Origin of the sequence: Paraburkholderia sp. BL25I1N1 (genome assembly GCF_003002025.1) — a bacterium.
Classification (GTDB): domain Bacteria; phylum Pseudomonadota; class Gammaproteobacteria; order Burkholderiales; family Burkholderiaceae; genus Paraburkholderia.
Window position 1 is genome coordinate 194,452 of the sequence record NZ_PVZB01000006.1, and the last position, 17,248, is coordinate 211,699.

Genomic DNA, 17,248 nt, shown 5'->3' on the forward strand with positions numbered 1-17,248 from the left:
GTTGTTTCCCCACCTTTTTTGCACCATACAACGGAGAAACAAGAGGATCGTCCGCAAGGACGTGAGCGGCATGCACAGCGGCCGCTCACGGACCAGCACTTCAGTTAGGAATCGAGATGGACCTGAACGCCAGTCGATGTATAGATAGGCGTGACGGTGAAGCCGTCAACAGCAATAGTCGAAAACTTCACGTTCGAACCATTGCCGCTGATCAGGTTGATCGTATCGCCGACCTTAGGTGTGAAGCCGTTGACGAACTTCACATGCAGCGTTCCCCCAACAACCGTAGTCTGAGCGCCCACCTTCATCGAGCCTTGCCCATTCGCGCCGATATCGAGTTCCAGCGTCGTATTCGCAAGTTGCGTGTATTTGCCGACCACGGACACGACACCAGGCGCATTGATGACCACGGTGCCCGCGTCAAGGTAGACGTCCCCGGTGCCGAACGCGAACGTCGAATCTGCTTCGAGCGTACCGCCGCTGACCTGTGAGCCGCCGGAGAAGGTGTTAGCGCCAGCCAGCTTGAGCGTTCCGCTGCCCTGCACGGTCAGCTTGCCGGCTCCTGAGATCGGATTGCGCCACGTATCGGCGGCGTTGAAGCCGCCCTGGGTGGCGTCCATGGACACGGTGACGTTGCCGTTGAATGCGCCGTAGCCATCCGCCGCTGCGAACATGTTCAAACGCCCCCAGCCTTCCGCATCGTCCATGACCGGATAGCCGGACGGGAGTTCGGTCGTCTTCAGCACGACCCGGCGCTGATCTGCGCTGAGATAGGGGAAACGAGTTTCAAGCAGCGTTTCTGCACCCTTCGGAACGACCGGCGCGGCATCGGTCGCCTCGATCTGCGAAAAGCCAAAAGTCATGCGACGCAAGTAATTGGACTGATTGGTCGCATAGTCGGCAAAGCGGTCCGTTGAGATTGTGCCCGAATGCGCGAAGGTATAGAGCGCGGCGCTCGTCGTGTTCGTCTGGGACATCAATGCGCTTTGGGCCTGCGCATATGCCGAGGTTTTCAAGGACGCATTCGCCGGGTTGTAGAGGTTGGCCGCCACTACGGCCAGGCCCTGCATGCGGCCACCGATTACGTCGAGCGGCGAATGCATGCCCGCGATGATCCGGTTTTCTCCTAATTCCATTGCGCGGCTCATCATTTCCTGGAAGCGCTGCGGAACTACGTAAGCCATGGCCATCGAGTCACGCATTGCTTCGGCGGTATGGCCGCTAATGAAACCACCGTCTGTCGCGGGCGTGGCGCTTTCGGCCGGTACCAGCGTGGGATCGACTACCACGGAACTGCTCCACCGGAACGGTCTGGCGTATTTATAAAAGCGCTTGGCGGGTTCCGTCGAACCGTTGGTGCTCATGGCATTGACAAAGTCGACCACGGTGCCGAATGTCGTGTTGGTCGGACGGCCGACGCCTGTGTTGTTGCCTGCGTCGCTGTACAGCGTCGTGGTAGCGTTGGCCGGGATGGAGGTGATCGTGGTGGTTTGCTGCGTGCTGCCTAGCCATGCGCTGGTCAATGGCCCCAAGCCGTCGGTCACGCTGTATCCCTTGTTGCGGCGGTCGTCGAAATAAGCCGCATCGGCCTGCGCCTGTGTGCGGGAGACTGTTTCGTTGACGACGAACTGCGTGTTCTGGCCCAACACGGCGGCATTGAGGATCGTGCCGCAAGGCGTGCCCGAGTTAACGAGGCCTGAGCACGTGGAAGCGACCACGGCCGGAAATCCATCGACGGCCGGTGCCGAAGCGCCCGCGTCGACAATCATGGTCGACGGCTGCCACAGGTCGAGGAAACGAGCGACAACGCGTACGCCGGCATTTGTATCGAGTGTCGCGAAGTGGGCATCGTTTCGCTGGTTGGAGGCGGCATTGTCGACGAATGCAGGTACAGGAGGGATGGACGCACTGTCCACAAAGCCTGGATCTGCCGGCGGGGCGGGCACGACGGCCGCATTACTTTGGACGTCATCACCGCTCCCGCAGGCACTCAGCGTCAGCAGGGTGCATAGGGCAATGAAACTGGATAGCGGGCGGGGGCGGGGGAATCGAAACAACATAGGCTTCCTGAGTCGGTGGCAAAAGAGTCAATGGGGACGGATCTTGGGCGATCTAAGTGAAGCCCCGATGACATTCAGAAAGGTTTGATGTTTTCAGAAGGTGCACAAGCCTGGGTTGCGGTTGCGGTTGTCTGGAATCGTTGTCTGTTCTCTCCGTTCAGGCGAAGCCCTGAAGTAGGGGTCTTCGAAGCGATATAGCTTTGGAGCAAGTGTTATCCAGGACGTGGAAAATCCGAAATGGACATAAAACAGCGGCCATTCGTCAGATACTGGCGAGTGACTCCTGAAGGTCGGGCTGCGCCAGTCCGCTCTTCAAACTCTTCACTGGAAAGCGGCCAGAGGATCAGCGGGCTCACGCTGCGTGCTCGCCCGCGCTAACTCGCTTGCTTACCGATGCGACCGATCCGGCGCAATGCTCCACATTGATTCTTGTCTACGACGTGAGTCGTTGGGGCCGATTTCAGGACATTGATGATTCGGGGTTTTACGCTCTCCCATGAGCGCCAGATGTTTGGAAAGGGAACTCACATCCCCGTATTCCCGCTGTGCGACAATTATGTCCCGTGGCGCAAAACTGTCAGTAATTAAGACCGCTGCAAAATGGAGCCCTCAGATTGGTCCAAGGAGCCAAGCCAGGTGATCGACGAGAATGCCATATGCGTTGCCATGATAGCGATCGATGAAAGCCGGGAACTTATCGTCACTGCATGCAACGATCGATTCTTTCAGTTAACGGGGAGAGCGGACGCGAGTCTGCAGATTTTCCCCGCCGCATTCGATCCGCTGCTCGCAAGTTCCGCGCCCCGCGGGTTCCGCAAGAAACTGCTCGCGTGTTTTGCGTCCGGGCGGCCACCGGAGCCCGAGCAAACTCATGACTTTCGCGAGGGTAGCCAATGGTGGCGCTTTTCGCTTAAACCGATCAGGCACGGCGACGGCTCCAGCGCGCGCGAGGTGCTCGTTACCGGTTTCGACATGACTGCGAAGACCGATCGGCCGCAGGAGCCGGAAGTTGATGCTTCGCGTTATCGTGCTTTGGTCGATCTGGCTTACGACGCTATTGTCACGATGGACGAACAGCACAACATCACACTATTTAACCGCGCGGCCGAGAATCTTTTTGGTTTTTCGTCTGCCGAGGTGCTTGGCAGGCCAGTCGTAACTCTCTTGCCCGAAAGGTTTCGCACGCACCACCCACGGAAGGTGCAGCAGTTCGCGGACTCGTACCAGCCCATGCAGCGGCAGGCGACCCCGCCGCGTATGGATCAAAGCAACAGTGTGTACGGGCAGCATCGCGACGGATCGATAATACCGGTCGAAATCGCAGTCTCCAAGATTGAGAGGAACGGCGCGACCGAATTCATGGCGGTCGTCCGGGACATCAGCGATCGCGCCCGGCTAATGGCGCTGCTAAAAGCGCAGGCTAAGACCGACGTGCTAACGGGTCTGCCGAATCGCCGTGAATTTCTGGAGTTCGTGGAGAGAGTACTTGCTACGAGCGACGGTTTATCTGTGTTCATTCTTGACGTTGATTTTTTTAAGGAGATCAACGATCGCCGTGGACACGATGCCGGTGACGAGGTCTTACGCGTGCTCGCCAAGGTCGGAACGTCAATAGCGGATGGGCCGGGTCTATTCGCCCGCTGGGGAGGTGAGGAGTTTGTCGCGGCCTTGCTTGGTGCGGATACACATCTTGCCTATGCGCTCGCGAATGAACTGCGGCGGCGCTACGAACGGCAGGATTTCGAGCACGCGTGGCATTCTGAGCCGATTCCATTTACCGTCAGCATCGGCGTGGCCACTCGTGAAGCCGGCGAGGTCGATGTTGACGCGTTAATGAAGCGTGCGGACCGTGCGCTCTACCGGGCAAAGCAATCCGGCCGTAATCGCGTCGAGATTGGATAGACGCCGGCATGGACCGGCAGTTACCCGCTCTGGGAAACCGCAGATTCGCACACTGCAAGGCAACGGGAAGGTTAGTCTCATGGAAGCAAATAGTTGTGGCGCCATTGAAAAGCGGTGCCGAACGCAGATTCAAACAGTCGCAATCTGTTTGCCGGATTTTGCATCTTCGATCGGGCTCTCTCGGGCATCGGTTGGAGTCCCATAAGAAAAAAGCATAAATTTCCCACGCTACCGTTTGCGCGCCAACGAAGTGCCGGACATCAGTTGTCTGCCGGATAGCGAATTCCTGATATCGCAGTCGATGGGGAGAATAAATCCGACACGCATATTCACCATAGTTCAAGCATCCGGGTGGTATGCCGAAAAGACCTTTAACCCCCTCATTCCTGGCAGGAAGAGCATGAAACGGATGACCGTTGGCAGAAAGCTTGGCGCAGCATTTGGTATCGTCGTACTTGTCTCTTTGATAGGAAGCACGATCTCGATCATTAATTTTTTCGGTCTTAACCAGGCCGACGGGTGGAACATACACAGCTATCAGGTGTTACGGGCAAACGACGACATGCTGACCAGCCTGATCAATATGGAAACGGGCGTCCGCGGTTATGTTGCCTCCGGCGATGAGCGCTTTCTGGAGCCGTACCAGGCGGGAATCGGCCAGTTCGGGAAATCGTTTGATCTGCTTCATAGCCTTACGTCGGACAATGCGTCCCAGCAGCAGCGCCTCGATACGCTGCGGGCGATGCAGCAGAAAGTGCACGAAGTCGACGAAAAGCTTATCGCGCTGAGACGCGACGTCAATGCGGGTACCCAGCCGGCGAATGCACTGGTGGACTACTTCAAACAGGCCAACGACAAGCAGTTCATGGACCGCTACCGCGCCGTGGCGGGGGAACTGAACCAGGCGGAGCAGGCCCTGCTTGATCAGCGAACTGGCGAGGTATCGCGCTTGACGGCATCAACCAGGCTTACGCTGGCCACGACCGGTGTCATCACAATCGTCCTCGCGGTGCTGCTGGGATTCGTCATCACCCGCGCGATCACACGTGCCCTGGGGGGCGAGCCGGCCGAGGCTGCACATGCGGCTGGCCGTATCGCCGAAGGCAAGCTCGATGAGCCCGTCACCGTCGCTCCGAATGATCGCGGTAGCCTGATGGCCTCTCTGGAATCGATGCGGCGGCAACTCAGGAGTATCGTCTCCGAGATCCAGTCCTCGGCGGAAGCAATCGGAACCTCGGCGGGAGAAATCGCTCAGGGCAATCTGGACCTGTCGCAGCGAACGGAAGAACAGGCTGCGTCACTTCAGGAGACCGCGGCAAGTATGGAGGAGTTGACCGCCACCGTACGTCAGAATACGGAAAATGCGAAGCAGGCGAATTCGCTGGCGGGCAACGCTTGCGATGTCGCGGTGCTCGGCGGGAAAGTTGTCGGCGAAGTCGTCGAATCGATGGGCGCGATTTCCGAGAGCTCGGGCAAGGTCGCTGAAATCATTGCCGTCATCGAGGGGATCGCGTTCCAGACGAACATTCTCGCGCTTAACGCCGCCGTCGAAGCGGCTCGCGCGGGAGAGCAGGGGCGCGGCTTCGCAGTCGTCGCGGGCGAGGTACGCACGCTTGCGCAACGCAGCGCCGCTGCGGCAAAGGAAATCAAGGACCTTATCACCAGCTCGGTCGGCCGGGTGGCTGAAGGCTCGGAGCAGGTGAGAAGGGCGGGGACGACGATGTCCGAGATTGTCAAATCGATCCGGCAGGTGACAGACATCATGGGGGAAATTGCCTCCGCCTCCGACGAGCAGGGAACGGGCATCGAACAGGTCAATGTTGCGGTGGGACAGATGGACGCCGTGACGCAACAGAACGCGGCCCTTGTCGAGGAGGCGTCGGCCGCCGCTCAGGCAATGGCCGGGCAGGCATCCACGCTGCGCGATGCGGTCGCTGTCTTCAGGGTTTGAGCGGCAGTCAAGCTTGTACGTGCCGAACGACAGCGGCGTCAGCGGCGTCACCGTGTTGTGAGGCCGTACGTGCGGATTCAGCCGGTGAGGCACTGAGCGCGCTTTCCGCGTAGTACCGGTTCGGTGCGGGAAAAACCCCGGTCATCACTTCAATCAGGAACGGACCGTTAAGCCGGGACGCCTCGCTCAGCGCATCAGCCAGATCCTGAAGGCGCTCGACCCTGCGCGCGGCGACGCCGAGCGAAGCCGCAAACGCCGCCCAATTATGGCTCGGCAGCCTGGTAAAGCGCTCCGGAATGGAGCCTTTGCTGATCGCATCGATATGGACTGCGCCATGCGCCGAATTATTCAACACGATGTAAAGCATCTTGACGTCGTATCGGGCTGCGGTCTGGATCTCCATACCGTGCATCAGCATGCACCCGTCTCCAGTCACTACGACACATGGTTGTTCCGGGGCCGCAAGCTTGATGCCGATCCCGGCGGCGATTGCCCAGCCCATCGGCGCGAGCGAACTGGAGGAAAAGTAGTTGCCAATGCCCGACGAAAGCCAGTAATGAGCCATGAATATCCGGTGGGCGCCGGAATCAACCACAACGTTGGCGTCCTTCGGCATTAGTCGGCACAGTTGCTTGACGACGTCTCCTGTATAGAGCGATTCATCGCCATCCATGTCCCACGCGCCGGGTTGTTCGAACTTATCGTCATATAGAGGGGTCTGGTTCACCTCGGCGGTCCATGCTTGTCTTCGTTCCAGAACGGTGTGAAAGTCGGCGCCCCAGTCAGCGAACGTCTTTGAAAGCAGGCGGAATGTGGCACGAATCCCGGAGAACACGCGAGCGCGCGCGACATGCCCCATGGCGGGCGCATCAAAGCTGTCGTCGAAGATGATCAACTCTTTCCCGGCAGGCAGCTTCTCCGTCCAGTTCATGCTGTCGCGCTGGTTCAGGTCGCTGCCAAATACGACGAGGACATCGAGTTCGTCCGAGTTGATGACGCGAACGGCTCGCGAGTGGCCCGCGAATCCGTACACGCCGAGCGATAGGACATGATCCTCAGGAAACGCGCCTTTCCCCGAAAGCGTAGTCGCAACAGGAATGCAAAATTTCTCGGCCACATCGAGTAAGGCCTTTGCAGTTTCCGGGTCATTGCCGCGACTGCCGATCAGAAACGCGACTCGCTTCGATGTGAGCAAATACTGGTCGCATAAGGCATGCAATGCTGCATGGTTTGCGGGGACCTCGGATGCATTGAACTCGCCATGGTCGTACGGTTGTCGCGATACTTCCTGACCGGGCAGAGCTTCCTGCTGCTGAACGTCGACAGGAATGCTGACGAAAGACTGCGCTCGACGCATCCAGTTGAGCCCATCCATCGCGCGCCGCATTTCGGCTTGAAGATTGTCCTTGTTCTTCAGCTCGACCACATTTTCCACCAGACTCTTTACGACGCCGCTTTCGAAAATGCCGCTCAGCGTAGCGTCCTGGAACGCGCCTTTGCCTTCCGCTCGCGACGAGACACCGCCGGCAATGTAGAGCATGGGAATCCGGTCTGCATGGGCGGCCGCCATGCCGGGCACGAAATTCATGGTGCCTGGTCCGGAGATGCCAACGCAGACACCGAACTTCCGGCTGGCCCGTGCATAGCCGTCAGCCATGAAAGCACTGCTGGTCTCATGTGCGCAAACAATTCCGCGGATCGATGGCGACTTGTCGATTGCATCCAGCAGGGGATAAATCATCTTCCCCGGCACCAGGAATACGTGGTCGATTTTCGCGGCTTCCAACGACTTCACGACCGATTTCGATACGTTTAGTGGGGCGCGTGATTCCATATTCTTGAGTACGATCCGAGCAGAAACCTTTAATCGGATCTCACTATCCCTCATCCGGTCACCGCGTGTGGCCTCGAAAAAGCAACGCGATCAAGCCGGACGCACCGGCATCTGGAGACAGCGAGACGGCTTGAACGCGCTGCACAGCGGCTGCAGTCGCGTCTCGTGCTGTTTCATCGAGCCCGCTTGCAGCGGCCCCGTGTCTCCATCCGTGAGTACTCTTCCTGTGCTGCCACGTCGCTCGCGTGCATTGCCTCAATGACAAAGCCGGAGCGACCAGACGTTATTCACGCTACCGCGCATGTGATTCGTGAGCTGCGGTGTGTTCAACCACCGCTTGTCGTGCAACCATGCGCTGACCTGTTCAGAATGTCTGCCAGTCGGCAGCCTGGGCGGTGTTGGTCGCGACTTCGGTGTTGCCGCCGGCTGCAAGGCGTGGCATCGCCGCGGGTTTCGTCAATCTCGCAGGGAATGACGTATGAATCTTCGACGGCGCGCGCTGTGTTTCCTTCGAGGGCACATTCGCGGGTGACAGAGAGACTTGCCTATCGTCGACCTTGAAGAAGGCGACCGCTGCGCGCAGGTCCTTCGCCTGCTGTGCCATCGCCTGCGCTGCCGCGGAAGCTTCTTCCACCAGCGCGGCATTCTGCTGGGTGACCTGGTCCATCTGGTTGACCGCCTGGTTGACCTGTTCGATGCCGGTGCTCTGTTCTTGCGACGCCGAGGAGATTTCGCCGACGATGTCGGTGACGCGTTTCACGGATGCGACGATCTCATTGATCGTGCCGCCCGCCTGTTCGACAAGGGTTGAGCCCACCTCGAACCGGCTGACCGAATCGGCAATCAAGTCCTTGATTTCCTTTGCCGCGCTGGCACTGCGCTGCGCGAGCGCGCGGACTTCTCCGGCCACGACTGCAAATCCACGTCCCTGTTCGCCGGCACGAGCCGCCTCGACCGCTGCGTTGAGCGCAAGGATATTGGTCTGGAATGCAATACCCTCGATCACGCCGATGATCTCGGACATTTTGGCCGAACTGCCGGATATCTCGCGCATCGTATCGACCACCCGCCCGACGACCTCGCCGCCTTGCTGCGCGATGCCGGAGGCCGTGCCGGCGAGCGTTGCCGCCTGCTTCGCGTTGTCCGTGTTGTGACGGACTGCGGCGGTCAGTTCTTCGATGCTCGAAGCGGTTTCTTCGAGCGATGCTGCCTGCTCCTCGGTGCGGCTCGACAGATCCAGGTTCCCTTGCGCAATCTGCGCGCTCGCCGTGGCCACCCCTTCGGCGCTTTCGCGGACCTCTGCCACGACGCGCGATAGCGCGTCACGCATCGCCTTCAGCGATGCCATCAGGCTGTTCATGTCGCCGCGCCGTAGATCGATGCTTACGCTGAGATCGCCGGCTGCCACGCTTTTTGCCAGATTGGCGGCTGTCGCCGGCTCGCCTCCCAACTGCCGTGTCAAACTGCGCGCCATCCAGACGCCGATTCCCGCACCGATCAACATCGACAACACCACCAGAACCAACATCAGATTGCGGCCTTCCTCGTACACCTGATCGTTCGATCCGGCCGTCGTTTGTGCATCGGCCTGTTTCACATCGACGAGCGTGCCCATCAGGACCAGCGTCTTGAATCCCTTCTCGTGATATTCGCCCAACAGATAGGAAGTCAGCGCAGCGTGATCCTGCAGTCCCGCAGCGCTGATCCGGCCTTTCATTTCATTGAAAGCCTCTATGTAGTCGTGCCAGCTTTGATCGAGCTCGGCAAACGTGGCTTTGCCTTTCTCGGTATAGACGAGGGGTTCGGCTTGATTGAGGCGTTCGCGCGCCGAGGTCAAAGCTTTTTCGGCCTGAGCAATAGAGGCAGTCCGCTGCTCGGCCGTGGCGGCCAGAATGGCGTTGCGTAGATATGTGCCGGCTCGCAGCACATCGGCATTCGCTTGCTGGATCCGGTTAAGCCCCACGAGATCCAATCGATAGCTCATATCCGCGTTCGCGTTAATCTGGCCCATGCTGCGAACACCGATCACGCTGACGATAGCGCTGATCACCGATACCAGGATGAAGGCGCTGATCAGTTTGGTGCCCAGTTTCATATTGCCAATATTCATAGCTAGCTTCGTCGACGTGAAAGAAACCTGAACAGGTGAAGATCGTCCGGCCGTCCTTCCCGGGTAAGGTGGGTGGGCAGCGTGTGCGACATGTGGTTCATGTAGACAGTTAACGGCAGCATGAATTTATTCTTCATACAAATTCACGTTTACGCGTAAATTTTCTTTTCCGCCGGCCTTTCAAGTTATCTTTTTGTAATGTTTCGGGGCGAAGCGAGGCGCGACGGCCGTGCGTCTGAACGCGGGCTATCGAGTGGTGTGTCGTCCAGCATGGGCGGCAACGGTGATACCGGGGTGAGATGGAAGCCGATTTAAAAGCGCCCGCCTGCGTAGCAGGCGGGCGCGGGACGGACATTCGCTTGAACATTGCACGAAATGCAATATTTCATTTTATGCGGTCGATATTTCATTTTATGGTGCGCCCCACAGTTCTCAGCGGACAGCACCCGCACCCTCTCTACCCGCACGCACCCACCTCGCCACACGCGGTGCAAAAGTCACACCCATCCTTGCGAATCACCGCATTCGCCCCGCACGACCCGCACTTGCGTCCGAGCATCGTATGCAGGCCTTGCGCGCCGCCGGGCTGCGTCAACGCGAGAGCGTCGGCATCAGTCTCAACGGGATGCGGACGAATGCCGAAATCCGCCGGCAAAACCGTCTCGGCACGCATCTGTCCGCGCGGCAAACGCGCCAGCATACGCGAGGGCACCTGGTTACCTTCGGCATCGAGAAAGCCGCGCCGATGCAGAATCTGCTGGATCGCGAAGGCGAGGGCGGCGACTTCCGAATCGTGCCAGCGTGGCGCGCGATGTCCGTCGAGGCGCTGCACGTCGCCGAGCCGCACTTGCCCTCGATCCCACGAAACCTTGCGCATGTCCTGCAGATTGCGCGCGACAAAACCGCCGCGCGCCGCCAGCGACAGCGAGCGCATGGTCGCCGTGATCCATTGCTGCGATTCGTCGCGCTGACCCGTCGGAATGAAGAACTCGATAGGCCGTTCGATTGTCACGTCTTCACCACCCAGCCGCCCGGTGACTTCGATAAACGACACTGCCACGTAAAGCGACTTCTTACCCGCCTGCGTCAGATATTCGACCTTCTCGATGATCGCAGGCAATTCGCCCTTGGGCCGATGATCGATCGCGATACGCAGCGGATCGAGATCGCTTTCGGTCAGCGTGTCGTCGGTTTGCGGGGGGCTCACGCTCAGCACCGCGCCGAGCGTTTCGTTCGGACGATAGGTGGCGAGACCCTTGAGGCCGTTTTTCCACGCATCGAAGTAGAGGCTTTCGAACGCTTCGAACGGATAGTCGGCGGGCACGTTCACCGTCTTCGAGATCGACGTGTCCACATACGGCTGCACAGCCGCCATCATGTCGAGATGGTCGCGTGCGGACATCTCCAGCGCGCTGACGAAATAATCCGGCAGCTTGCTCGTGTCGCCGCCTAGCTCGCGATAAAGCCGATACGCGTAGTCTTCGACATCGAAGGATTCGCGCCCGCCGTCGGCCATCACCTTCATGCGCGTGTAGGTCCACGAGAAGGCCGGCTCGATGCCGTTCGATGCATTGTCCGCGAACGCGAGGCTTACCGTGCCGGTCGGCGCGATGGAGAGCAGATGGCTGTTGCGAATGCCATCGCGACGGATGGCCTCTTTGATGTCTTCGGGCAAGCGCGAGGCGAACGTGCCGGCTTCCAGATAACGCGCCGCATCAAAAAGCGGAAACGCGCCGCGCTCGCGCGCCAGGTCCACGGACGCGCGATACGCCTCGTCACGCATCACTTGCGCGATGCGCACGGCGAAGTCGCGGCCCTCCTGCGAGTTGTATCGCAAGCCGAGCATGACGAGCGTATCGCCGAGGCCGGTAAAGCCCACGCCGATGCGCCGCTTGGCGCGCGACTCGTCGTATTGCTGCTGCAGCGGCCACAGCGTGACGTCGAGCACGTTGTCGAGAAAGCGCACCTGCGTGCGCGTGCGTCTGGCGAGGCCGTCCCAGTCGAACGAAGGCTTGCGGCCTTTCATCTGCGCGAACGGGTCGATCACGAAGCGCGTGAGGTTCAGCGGCCCGAGATTGCAGCAGCCGTACGCCGGAAGTGGTTGCTCGCCGCACGGATTGGTGGCGCGGATGGTTTCGACGGCGCGCAGATTGTTGTCATCGTTCATGCGCGAGATGAACACGATGCCGGGTTCCGCGACATCGTAAGTGGAGCGCATGATGCGATCCCAGATCGCGCGCGCCGGGCGTTCGCTGTAGACCCACAGGCCGTCTTCGCGTTGCCGCACGTCGTCGGCCGCGCGCTGGGCGGGCGAGGGTTCGGCGCGATGCACGAGTTGCCAGGGCTGGTCTTCCTCGACGGCGCGCATGAACTCATCGGTCACGCCGACCGAGACGTTGAAGTTGTTCCAGCGCCCTTTCGAATGCTTGGCCTCGATGAACTCCAGCAGGTCGGGGTGGTCGCAGTCGAGCACGGCCATTTGCGCGCCGCGCCGCGAACCGGCGCTCTCGACGGTGCGGCACGACGCATCGAACACGTCCATATAACTGCACGGACCGGACGCCGACGAACTGGTGGTGTGAACGCGCGCGCCCTTCGGACGGACCGCCGAGAAGTTGTAGCCCACTCCGCCGCCGCGGCGCATGGTTTCGGCCGCTTGCAGCAACGCGACGTAAATGCCGGGCAGGCCTTGTTCGTCGACGCCCTGAATCGCGTCGCCCACGGGTTGCACGAAGCAATTGATCAGCGTAGCCGCAATGCCGGTGCCCGCCGCGCTCATGATGCGGCCGGCGCCGAGCGCGCCGTGCCGCAGGTTGTCGACGAACAACGCCTCGACCGTTTCGCGCAGCGCTTGCGGTTCGGCCTCGGCGACGCCGCGCGCGACGCGCTTGAATACGTCGTCGGCGGATTGCTCGTCGCCTTTCGCGTACTTTTCGAGCAGGACGTCCAGAGAGAATTGTTGCGGTGCGACGAGCGGAGCGGGAGGTGCGTGGGGCGCGGGTGGCGCGATTGGCGTGCGGGTTTCCGGCGTGTCTTCGGCCATGGTATGCCCTCAATCGGCGCCGCACGGGGCACGGCGCGGTAGGTGGAGTGCGGGTCACGCTAGCGCCGCGCGTGGAGCGGGCAGGTGACTTGACGCAACGACATCCACCTTAACGCACGTGGCGAGGGGCCGCAATCGGAGGGTGTTTTACCCACGGCGCGAAGCGGGTTGCGCGCGATGCGCGTGCCGCTATGTGGGTTGGTCCGCCGGGCAAATCGGGCGCGTCAGGCGCATTGGCAGAGCGCGCACGCGACGCCGGCAGGGATTGATGCGTTACGCCTCGACGCACTCCAGCAGTTCAGCGCAGATCATGGCGGAAGCATTCAGCGGCGCCGGTCGTTCGGCCGGTTTGAACACGGCGTCGCCGCGGCGAATCTTGCGGCGCGATACTGCACACGTTCCAGACGTATGTGCCGACCTGCGCCGCCACCGCTGCTCGCCGTAATGACATTTTCCCGGCTCGACCCAGCGAATCACGAGCGTCGTGTCCGAGCGCTCGAGAATTTCGATGCGGACGCCATGGGTACCGTCAAGGGGGATGGACTCTAAGGTCATCGTCGTCGGCTCCGTATGTGTGGTGTGCCGAATGTAGTCCCGCGCGCGCCGGATAGCCATTGTGCGGCGGTTGAAACACTGTTCTTCAAACAGCAACAATAAAATTTGACATTCGCGCTATCCCGAAAAGACGGGCCTTCGCGGGCCATTGTTATGCTGAATTTACGATAGGTCGGATTTTTGCAACGCAGTGTTGTACGTAGTGAGACAAGCGTACCGCCTGCAAGGGGGCGCCGGTGCTTCCTTTAAGATGTGGTTATTGATGAGCGACCGGGCAATGGCAGTGTAGCGGTTTTGCATTTTTCCGGTCGGCTCGCGCACACACGCACACGTCGAAGGAAGTCCCCTGAGGGGGCGCCTTCGCAAAACCATAAGAGCTCACATGAATTCACGCCCGCCTGTCGCACCGCCTGAACCGCCTGACGTGCCGGACTGCCTGAAGAAGCAGAACGCGGCCTCGCTCGTGCTGTACATCGGCCTGGTCTTGCTGGCGTTGTGGGTCGTGCGCGACTTCATCGCGGTGGTGGCATGGGCCGCCGTGCTTGCGATCGCGCTGTGGCCGCTGTTGCGCAGGGTCGAGCGCAACCGCTGGTTCACCGGCCGCACGACGCTGATCGCGGCCGTGTTGACGCTGGCGATCGCGTTGCTGGTCGTGCTGCCGGTGGGCATCGGCATTGCCCAGGCGCTGCGCGAAGCGCATGACATGAGTGAGTGGTTCAAAGACGCGCAGGAAAATGGCATCCCGTTGCCCGATTTCATCCAGCATCTGCCGTTCGGCGCGCAGCAGGCGGCCGCGTGGTGGCAGGCCAATCTCGCCCAGCCGCTGCGGGGATCGGCGGCCATGAAAGGGCTGCACAGCACCACCGTGATGACGCTCGGGCGCCACTTCGGCGCGCGCGCGGCGCATGCCGTGGCAGTGTTCGGTTTCATGCTGATCACGCTGTTCGTGATTTTTCAGGCGGGACCGCGCCTGTCGGGCTCGCTGCTCAAAGGCATGCGGCGTGGCTTTGGCGAAGACGGCGCGCAGCTTCTGCTGCGCATGGCCACGGCGGTGCGCGGCACGGTGTCGGGACTGGTCGTGGTCGGACTCGGCGAGGGCGCGTTGCTGGGCGTCGCCTATTTCGTGACGGGCTTGCCGCATGTCGCGCTGCTCGCGCTCGTCACCGCAGTCGCCGCCATGCTGCCGTTCTGCGCGCCGCTCACCTTCGGTCTCGCGGCCTTGTGGCTGGCCTCGCAAGGCTCGGTCGCGGCGGCTGTCGGCCTCGCCGTGTTCGGCTCCGTCGTGGTGTTCATCGCCGAGCACTTCGTGCGGCCGGTGCTGATCGGCAACTCGACGCGTTTGCCGTTCCTGCTCGTGCTGTTCGGCATACTCGGCGGAGCGGAAACGTTCGGCCTGCTCGGCATCTTCATCGGTCCCGCGCTAATGACCGTGCTGATGGTGTTGTGGACCGACCTCGTGAGATAGTTGCACGCGTTTTACGGCCGCTGGTTTGACGGATGATCCAGCGGCGGTTGCTGTTGCTGTTGCGGTTGCTGTTGCGGCTGCGACTTCACGCAACCGAGCGTGTATTTGAGCGCGGCGGGCAGCAGTGCGCTCCAGACATCCCACGTATGACCGCCGTCGATTATGCGCAGCGCCGCCGGATTGCCCGCCAGCCGCAAGTGCGTATACAGCGAGGACGCATCCGCCTGGATCGCGAGGTCGTCGTCGCCGGCGGCGATGAACATCGGCAGACGGTACGGCCGGCTCATGTAGCGCTCCCACTGCGCCGGATAGTTGAGTTCGTGCCAGATACGCGCGTCGAATTCGCGCTCGCCGAACACACCGACGCGGCGCGCGGCCGACGCGCGCGGCGGCTCGTTTGGATAGATCGCGGGGCTCAGCAGCAGCGCGCCGCAGAAGCGCTCGGGTTGCGTCATCGCATAACGCAGCGCGCCGAAACCGCCCATGGAGACACCGCCGATCATCCGTGCGGCGCGTTGCGTCGAGACCGCATAGCGTGCCTCGATCTCGGGCAGCAGATCGTCGAAGAACGCGGTCTCCATCTTCTCCTTGCGATCGACGTACCAGTCCGTGCCGCCTTGCGGCATCACGATCACGACGGGCGGCATGTCCTTATGCTCGATCAACGCGTCGGCGGTGCTCTGCAGATGGCCTTGCGTGATCCAGTCGTTGGCGTCGCCGTTATTGCCGTGCAGGAGATACAGCACGGGCAGGCGGCCGGCGTCATGGCGATAGCCGGTCGGCAGGTAGATCGTGTAGGCCCAGTCGCGGCCGAGCGCGTCGGAATGGAAGCTGCGGCTGATCACGGTGCTGGCGAGCACCGGCGCGCTGATCGAGGCTGCGCAGAGCGCAACGAGGGCGGAACGTAGGATTAGACGCATGTCAGAGTAGGAGGCCGCCGCGCAGGTCGGGCGCGGCCGTCATGCTATCAGGATCGGCGGAACATTTTGACCGCTAGCGAACTCAGCGGACGGTTGCATGGAACATGACTGAGTGGCGGAGAATGGCCCGAGACCGGCAGGCGGTGAGCCCGCGCCATTCCACATGCATATCGCTCAGGGCGACGTGCGCAGCCGCCCGCCATACAACCGGCCGGCCAAGCGCTTGAGCGGCTCCGCGCCCAGCGCCACCGCGAACAGCGCGCCGATCGCGATCGCATCCGCGAGCAGTCCGAGCGGGTAGTTCAGATAGCCGTCCGTCGCCGCGTACAGCACCGAATCGACCACCAGCGAGATCACCGCGCCGGCGATAAAGCACAGCAACCCTTTGCGACCGATCACGCCGACCCACGGCACCCATTGCGCGAGCTTTCTTGCCCAGCCGAGCTGAATCAGATTGGCGACGAGCCACGCGACGGCGAGAAAATTGACAGCCCGCAGATAGGAGAGGTTTTGCTTGAGGCTGGCATCGAGCGGCTCGTGCTCGATAAACAGCTTGTAGTAAGCGGCGGCCGCGACCACGGCGAACGCCAGCAGGCTGACGAGCCAGCTCAGACGGTGTGCGCTCACGCGTTGATAAACCGGCTGGCAACGCGCCAGCACGCCGAGCACGAACAGCAACTGCCATGCGAACGGATTGAAATCCCAGTGCATGTCCGGCGCGGCGGGCAGGTAGGCGTCGATGGCCGGCGCGCCGGCCCACAACGCGAGGCTGCCGGCCAGCAGCAGCCACGGTTTGCTGCGGGCGAGCGGCAGGATCATCGGCACCAGCAGCGCGAAGAACGCGTACATGGGCAGCACCGACGCCAGATACGGCTGGCGGCGCAACAGCAGGATGTCGCCGAGCGCCGCGAGCGGGGTGTCCATCAGATCGTCGAGATCCGTGGTGGCGAGATTCGGCCCGTCGATGCTGAACGCGCTGAGCGCGGCGCTGACCAGCAGCATCAGCGCCGCGGTGACGAGGAATGCGCGGTAGATTTCCAGCGAGCGCCGCAGGAAGCGGCTGCGCGCGATCGTCTCGTTGCGCCGTTCGGCCAGCGCCGCGTAGGCCGTGGCGGTCGCAAAGCCGCCGAGGAACACGAACACCTCGGCGGCATCGCATAGTGCGTAGGCGTGCAGCGTGACGCGTGACAGAATGCTGCCGCCGATGTGGTCGACGACGATGATCAGAAGGACCAACCCCCGAAAAAAATCGAGTTCGATCAGGCGGGATTGCGACTTTTGCATTGTGTTCGCCAAAAGCAAACCCCGTGCGACGGCGCGCTGGTTCAGCGCGGCAGGCGTCTCACAAGGCTTTTAGAAATTGGATTGGGATGCTGCGGCGGATACGCGACCCGCGTCGCCGCTGTCC

10 protein-coding genes are annotated in these 17,248 nt (G+C 61.3%); 3 read left to right on the forward strand and 7 right to left on the reverse strand.

Annotation, left to right across the window (positions count from 1 at the left end; translation table 11 throughout):
• Positions 1–104: 104 nt before the first annotated feature.
• Entirely contained in the window at positions 105–2,060 is a 1,956-nt protein-coding gene (locus tag B0G73_RS11465; protein ID WP_181196530.1) for a phosphatase PAP2 family protein, read from the reverse strand.
• Positions 2,061–2,660: 600 nt separating this feature from the next.
• Here B0G73_RS11465 and B0G73_RS11470 point away from each other — a divergent pair.
• Together B0G73_RS11470 and B0G73_RS11475 are read left to right on the forward strand one after the other, a co-directional pair.
• Positions 2,661–3,962 carry a diguanylate cyclase gene (locus B0G73_RS11470; protein ID WP_106280753.1) on the forward strand — a complete coding sequence of 434 codons (1,302 nt, stop codon included), beginning with the start codon at positions 2,661–2,663 and terminating at the stop codon, positions 3,960–3,962.
• Between the two features lie 400 nt (positions 3,963–4,362).
• Entirely contained in the window at positions 4,363–5,913 is a 1,551-nt protein-coding gene (locus B0G73_RS11475; protein ID WP_106280918.1) for a methyl-accepting chemotaxis protein, read from the forward strand.
• 7 nt (positions 5,914–5,920) lie between these two features.
• On the opposite strand, the gene B0G73_RS11480 is transcribed toward B0G73_RS11475, so the two are convergent.
• The 4 genes from B0G73_RS11480 to B0G73_RS11495 form a co-directional block, all read right to left on the reverse strand.
• Positions 5,921–7,801, reverse strand: a complete 1,881-nt coding sequence (locus B0G73_RS11480) for a thiamine pyrophosphate-binding protein (protein WP_308706121.1) — start codon at positions 7,799–7,801, stop codon at positions 5,921–5,923.
• 310 nt (positions 7,802–8,111) lie between these two features.
• A complete protein-coding gene (locus B0G73_RS11485) occupies positions 8,112–9,857 on the reverse strand; it encodes a methyl-accepting chemotaxis protein (RefSeq protein ID WP_106280754.1) in 1,746 nt (581 codons plus the stop codon).
• 457 nt (positions 9,858–10,314) lie between these two features.
• Positions 10,315–12,900: an adenosylcobalamin-dependent ribonucleoside-diphosphate reductase gene (locus B0G73_RS11490; RefSeq protein WP_106280756.1), complete on the reverse strand. Its 2,586-nt coding sequence runs from the start codon at positions 12,898–12,900 to the stop codon at positions 10,315–10,317.
• 273 nt (positions 12,901–13,173) lie between these two features.
• Positions 13,174–13,455 (reverse strand): DUF3331 domain-containing protein, encoded by a 282-nt coding sequence (locus B0G73_RS11495; RefSeq protein ID WP_012426819.1) that lies wholly within the window; start codon positions 13,453–13,455, stop codon positions 13,174–13,176.
• Positions 13,456–13,837: 382 nt separating this feature from the next.
• Between B0G73_RS11495 and B0G73_RS11500 the strand changes: the two genes are divergently transcribed.
• A complete protein-coding gene (locus tag B0G73_RS11500) occupies positions 13,838–14,920 on the forward strand; it encodes an AI-2E family transporter (RefSeq protein ID WP_106280758.1) in 1,083 nt (360 codons plus the stop codon).
• An 11-nt stretch (positions 14,921–14,931) separates the two neighbouring features.
• Here the strand turns inward: B0G73_RS11500 and B0G73_RS11505 are convergent, their stop codons facing one another.
• Both B0G73_RS11505 and B0G73_RS11510 read right to left on the reverse strand, forming a co-directional pair.
• A complete protein-coding gene (locus B0G73_RS11505) occupies positions 14,932–15,840 on the reverse strand; it encodes an alpha/beta hydrolase family protein (RefSeq protein ID WP_106280759.1) in 909 nt (302 codons plus the stop codon).
• Positions 15,841–16,014: 174 nt separating this feature from the next.
• Positions 16,015–17,124, reverse strand: coding sequence for an OpgC domain-containing protein (locus B0G73_RS11510; protein WP_106280761.1), 1,110 nt, complete (start codon positions 17,122–17,124; stop codon positions 16,015–16,017).
• Between the last annotated feature and the right edge of the window lie 124 nt (positions 17,125–17,248).

Coding starts and splice junctions, on each gene's coding strand:
- B0G73_RS11465 (WP_181196530.1), bottom strand. CDS start 2,060: ATGTTGTTTCGATTCCCCCGCCCCCGCCCGCTATCCAGTTTCATTGCC.
- B0G73_RS11470 (WP_106280753.1), top strand. CDS start 2,661: ATGGAGCCCTCAGATTGGTCCAAGGAGCCAAGCCAGGTGATCGACGAG.
- B0G73_RS11475 (WP_106280918.1), top strand. CDS start 4,363: ATGAAACGGATGACCGTTGGCAGAAAGCTTGGCGCAGCATTTGGTATC.
- B0G73_RS11480 (WP_308706121.1), bottom strand. CDS start 7,801: ATGAGGGATAGTGAGATCCGATTAAAGGTTTCTGCTCGGATCGTACTC.
- B0G73_RS11485 (WP_106280754.1), bottom strand. CDS start 9,857: ATGAATATTGGCAATATGAAACTGGGCACCAAACTGATCAGCGCCTTC.
- B0G73_RS11490 (WP_106280756.1), bottom strand. CDS start 12,900: ATGGCCGAAGACACGCCGGAAACCCGCACGCCAATCGCGCCACCCGCG.
- B0G73_RS11495 (WP_012426819.1), bottom strand. CDS start 13,455: ATGACCTTAGAGTCCATCCCCCTTGACGGTACCCATGGCGTCCGCATC.
- B0G73_RS11500 (WP_106280758.1), top strand. CDS start 13,838: ATGAATTCACGCCCGCCTGTCGCACCGCCTGAACCGCCTGACGTGCCG.
- B0G73_RS11505 (WP_106280759.1), bottom strand. CDS start 15,840: ATGCGTCTAATCCTACGTTCCGCCCTCGTTGCGCTCTGCGCAGCCTCG.
- B0G73_RS11510 (WP_106280761.1), bottom strand. CDS start 17,124: ATGCAAAAGTCGCAATCCCGCCTGATCGAACTCGATTTTTTTCGGGGG.